At 64.6% G+C, this 4,008-nt stretch carries 8 protein-coding genes; 6 read left to right on the forward strand and 2 right to left on the reverse strand.

Annotated features, from left to right (window positions below; genetic code table 11):
* The coding region (locus KQ310_RS10255; protein WP_259721655.1) for a hypothetical protein at window positions 1–691 on the forward strand (691 nt) is incomplete at its 5' end.
* 98 nt (window positions 692–789) lie between these two features.
* Complete coding sequence (locus tag KQ310_RS10260; RefSeq protein ID WP_259721656.1) at window positions 790–1,026, forward strand: hypothetical protein; 237 nt, start codon at window positions 790–792, stop codon at window positions 1,024–1,026.
* 117 nt (window positions 1,027–1,143) lie between these two features.
* Here KQ310_RS10260 and KQ310_RS10265 read toward each other — a convergent pair whose 3' ends face one another.
* Both KQ310_RS10265 and KQ310_RS10270 read right to left on the reverse strand, forming a co-directional pair.
* Window positions 1,144–1,617 carry a TA system VapC family ribonuclease toxin gene (locus KQ310_RS10265; RefSeq protein WP_259721657.1) on the reverse strand — a complete coding sequence of 158 codons (474 nt, stop codon included), beginning with the start codon at window positions 1,615–1,617 and terminating at the stop codon, window positions 1,144–1,146.
* Entirely contained in the window at window positions 1,598–1,897 is a 300-nt protein-coding gene (locus KQ310_RS10270; RefSeq protein ID WP_259721658.1) for a hypothetical protein, read from the reverse strand. Before KQ310_RS10270 ends, KQ310_RS10265 begins: the two co-directional genes overlap by 20 nt.
* 286 nt (window positions 1,898–2,183) lie before the next feature.
* On the opposite strand from KQ310_RS10270, the gene KQ310_RS10275 reads away from it, so the two are divergent.
* From KQ310_RS10275 to KQ310_RS10290, 4 genes are all read left to right on the forward strand, one after another.
* Window positions 2,184–2,591 carry a HEPN domain-containing protein gene (locus KQ310_RS10275; protein WP_259721659.1) on the forward strand — a complete coding sequence of 136 codons (408 nt, stop codon included), beginning with the start codon at window positions 2,184–2,186 and terminating at the stop codon, window positions 2,589–2,591.
* A 4-nt stretch (window positions 2,592–2,595) separates the two neighbouring features.
* Entirely contained in the window at window positions 2,596–2,898 is a 303-nt protein-coding gene (locus KQ310_RS10280; protein ID WP_259721660.1) for a nucleotidyltransferase domain-containing protein, read from the forward strand.
* 202 nt (window positions 2,899–3,100) lie between these two features.
* Window positions 3,101–3,343 carry a hypothetical protein gene (locus tag KQ310_RS10285; RefSeq protein ID WP_259721661.1) on the forward strand — a complete coding sequence of 81 codons (243 nt, stop codon included), beginning with the start codon at window positions 3,101–3,103 and terminating at the stop codon, window positions 3,341–3,343.
* Window positions 3,344–3,432: 89 nt separating this feature from the next.
* Entirely contained in the window at window positions 3,433–3,750 is a 318-nt protein-coding gene (locus tag KQ310_RS10290; protein WP_259721662.1) for a hypothetical protein, read from the forward strand.
* Window positions 3,751–4,008 lie beyond the last annotated feature (258 nt).

Raw genomic sequence — 4,008 nt, forward strand, 5'->3', positions numbered from 1 at the left:
CCGGGAGCCACTCCTGGATCCGCAACAAAGCGCTGGCCTTCAGGAACGGCTCACCAGCCACGCGGCAGAACTGCAGGGTCAGCTCCCCGAGCTGCTGCTGCGCAGCGACTCTCCCCACGACGCCATCCGCAGCTGGCTGGCGGACAAGGACCTCAGCCATTGGTGGCCCCAGTCCCAGGGGGGAACGGCAGACCAGGGCTGGCAGTTCGAGACCGCCAGCTGGAACCGCAGCCGCGGCGCCGAGGTGATGAACCCTGCCGAGATCGCCCGTGCCCATGCCGATGGCGGCCTGGATGCGCTGCTGGCTCCCGGGGTGCCGGCCGACATGGCGGCCCACGGGGTGGAAGCAGCCCTGATCGCGGCCTCGATCGCCCTCGCCTGGCACCTGATCCGCCAACGGCACAGCTGGGTGCAGGCTTCTGGCGCTGGAAAGCAGAGGATTCTGCGGGCGGCGATTCAGGCGGCTGGCCTTTCTGCCCTCAGTGGCGCCTCGATGTCACTGGTGGTCAGCCTCGCCCTGGCCCTGATCCCAGGCGGACAGATCTGGCTGATGGGAACCACGCTGGTCAGCCTGGCCCGCCTGCTTCCCGGGCCTGGTGAGAGGGCCTTCGATCTGCGGTACTGGCCCAGGGCAACCGGAAGCATCGCTTGCCAAGGAAAGACTGTTGGCGTAGGTTCTTCAGTCCGATAAGGCCATCCATGGCCATCGTTCAGCCTGATTCAATAGATGGCTGAATCCAATAACTAATACAGAGTTAAGCAACAATCACCAAACACCCTAGGAGGGTTATGTTCGAAAACTTCCCCGAAGATCCGATCGAGCCCAAGAAGATCTCGATGGCCCATATCGAAGCCGGCGACATCGCCGAGATGGGGCTGCACCTGAACCTGAGCGAGCGGAGCTACTACTTCGATTTCAAGATCACTCCCCTAAGTAAGGAGATGAAGACCCAGCTGTACAAGCAGATCCAGGCCCTTGTCTACACCTACAAGGAGCTCCACAACATCCTGAGCGAGAACAGCTGATCTCGCTCGGCTTTGGCTTGGATTGACGTCCTTTGGCGGCCTCCTCTGGGGGCCGCTTTTTTGGGGATCCTCCCGAGTCCGCAGTCAATCCGCAGCAGGCCGGGTAACGGCGAAAGCTCATGGTGAGTCTTCTCCACGGACATCCGCGTGCAGCAGCTGGAACGTGAGCCCTTCCGGCTCAAACTGGCGAAAATCCTGGTCGAGGCTGATCAGGGAAACTCTGGCAGCGATCGCGAAGGCGACCATGTAGGCATCCATCCAGCGCTTCGGGGCAGTCTGCTCGATCGCGCCCAGCTGGCACCAAATACGCCCCAGATCAGGCGGCTCATCGATCACATCCACCTGCGGCAGCGCCAGGAACGTCTGCAGTGCGGCCCAGGCATCGCCGTTGGTGGCCTTCGGCACGCCATAAGCCTGCGTGATCGCCGGCGTGGAGGCCAGACGCAGAAAACTCTGCTGGGTGGCGCGGCACCACAAGGCCGGTTCCACCGCGCTGGCCGAGCGCAGCACCCCACCGGCGAGCGCATGGGCCGGGTGCTCGCTGAAGGCCGCCGCCAGCCACACATTGCTGTCAAGCAGACAGGCCGGCACGCTGGCGGTCCTCCTGCATCAGCGTGTCCTGCTCCAGCCGCAGCGCTGTGGCCACATCAATGGGATGCCGCTTGATCTGGGGGTCAGGGCGAAACAGCGGCAGTCCTTCCGCGTCCACCTCCAGCACCTCGCGCTTGGTGGGCTGCGGCAGGGGAGCGGGGCCATGCATCCCCTGGCGGATGTAGTCGGCCACCAGCTCCTTGATCGGCCGCCCCTGCTGCAGGGCCCGCTGCTTCACCTGGCGCATCAGGTGATCCGGAAGGTCAAGCGTCGTCTTCATCACGCCCAAGCCTGGGAAACCAGCTTACTGGCTTGGTGGGTAAGCGGGCGGGCGGCGCTCGCGTTGGCTCTCGATTCAAACCATCCGAAATTTCCAGATGGTTGAGCTTTCTGCAAGCTCCTTCTTTTCGTAGATCTTCAGGCGCGGAAGATGTCATTCCCCACAGCGATCCAGCACCATCTGGATCAACCCATCTGAGCTTCCCGCACGCCTGGGGTCTGCAAGAGGCCGTCCTGGTCGAGGCCGATCCGAGTGGCAGGGGTGAGCGCGGGAGCAGACTCTTCCCATGAACCGCTCGGCCGATTGGTTGCATCAGGCGCAGGCCGATCTGGCCCAGGCCCAGCTCAGCGCCGACGCTGGCCATCACGACTGGGCCTGTTTCGCCTGTCATCAGGCTGTGGAGAAGGCTCTCAAGGCGCTGCATCTCCACCATGGCCAGCAGAGCTGGGGCCATGGTCTGGGGCGGTCGTTCCGCGATCTACCGCCCGCCGTTGCCCAGGCCCTCGATGCCGAGGTTTCGGATCTGGAGGATCGCCTTCGGGTGCTGGATGCCCTCTACATCCCAACCCGCTATCCCGATAGTCTGCCGGAAGGCGCTCCCACCGACCACTTCGGCCGGCTCCAAAGCCACGACGCCCTTCACCATGCCCGTGCGCTTGTTGACGCAATCCGTTCTGCGATGGCCTCGGCCTGAGCATGTGTTGCGTGAGGTTCAGGCCTGGGCCAGCGACCAGCGCCGTGCCCATCCGAGCCTCCTGCGGGTGGGCGTGTTCGGGAGTTACGGCCGTGGGACCGCTTCCGTGGGCAGCGATCTCGATCTCGTGCTGATCGATGAAGCGGCCGCAGGTCCCCAGCATCAGCGGCTACGGCACTGGCCGCTCGACCAGCTGCCCCTCAGCTGCGATGCCCTGGTGTTCACGTCAGCAGAGCTCAGCCAACTCCTGGCGGGTGGCAGTCGGATGGCTGAAGAACTGCAGCGCGATCTGCGCTGGCTCGACTGAGTCCTGAGGCTCAGCAGGGTTGTTCCTGAGGCCGCTGACGCTGACGGCATCCATCGGCATCGCTCCCGGAGGATCCGACCCAGCCGCCGGAGGCTGTGAGCAAGATCACAGCTCCGCTTGCGCCGGCTCACGGCCTCAACATTCCAGCTCATCGACTCTGGAGGAACCCGGGGGGCACGGCTCCCCCCTTCCAGAGATGACCATGAAATTCCTTCCTGTTCTCGCCATCACCACCCTTGGGCTCGGAACCCTGCTGACCCCCTTCGCGGCGGAGGCGACGCCGACCCGTCTCCTCCAGGGGACCTGGATGGCGGAGCTCCAGGAGGCAGAGCCGGAAACCAGCCAACCGGTGGCCGAGGACAGCGAACCGGTGGTGGCGCTCCTCAGCGGCGGCCCGTTGGTCGATGGCTCCACCCCCTGCGCCCGTCCTTCCTGCGATCGCTGAGCGAGGGGCCCATGCATCGCCCAAGTGACCTTGCTTACGTGCCAAGGCCGGTCGGGGCCGGAACCCTCAGAAGTCCCGCGTCTGATTCCATGCGGCTTCTCCAGCATCTTTTCTCCCGCTTCTGGCCCGTCGCCCCGCAGCAGGCTGCCCCCCTCACGCCGGAGCTGTTCGACCTGGAGCGCCACAGCCAGGCGCTCACTGAGCAACGGGGCCTGCTCGGGGAGCTGCAACTGCTCCAGCTGGGTCACAGCCTCCAGCAGCAGGCCCAGAGAAAGGGGCGTTACGACGGTCCTGCCGCCGAGGCCCTGATCGGCATCGCCTATGCCCTGGAAATTCACCACGGCTGGGATCCGCTGCTGGTCGATGCCTGGCTGGAGCGACTGGGGCTGTGGGATCAGGAGTTCTGAGCCAGGGCAGCCAATCTCCGCAGGTAGCCTCTCGCGCTGTCGGCCCCGGCCACAGCGGCTCCTTCGCCACCCCGCATGGCCCCTGACCTCTGGCTGACCACCGACCAGCTCTGCGCCCAGCTAGGAGCGTGTTGCACATAGGCCGTTTTGAGCAAAACGAACCAACTCGCTCCATGCCAACGCCCAATGCGGTCTCGGCGTGGTCTCAAAGGCAATCTTGCTTCAGCGACGCCTGATGCTTGAGATCAATTGCGCTAC

This window comes from Synechococcus sp. CS-1328, assembly GCF_025128095.1.
Lineage (GTDB): Bacteria > Cyanobacteriota > Cyanobacteriia > PCC-6307 > Cyanobiaceae > CBW1002.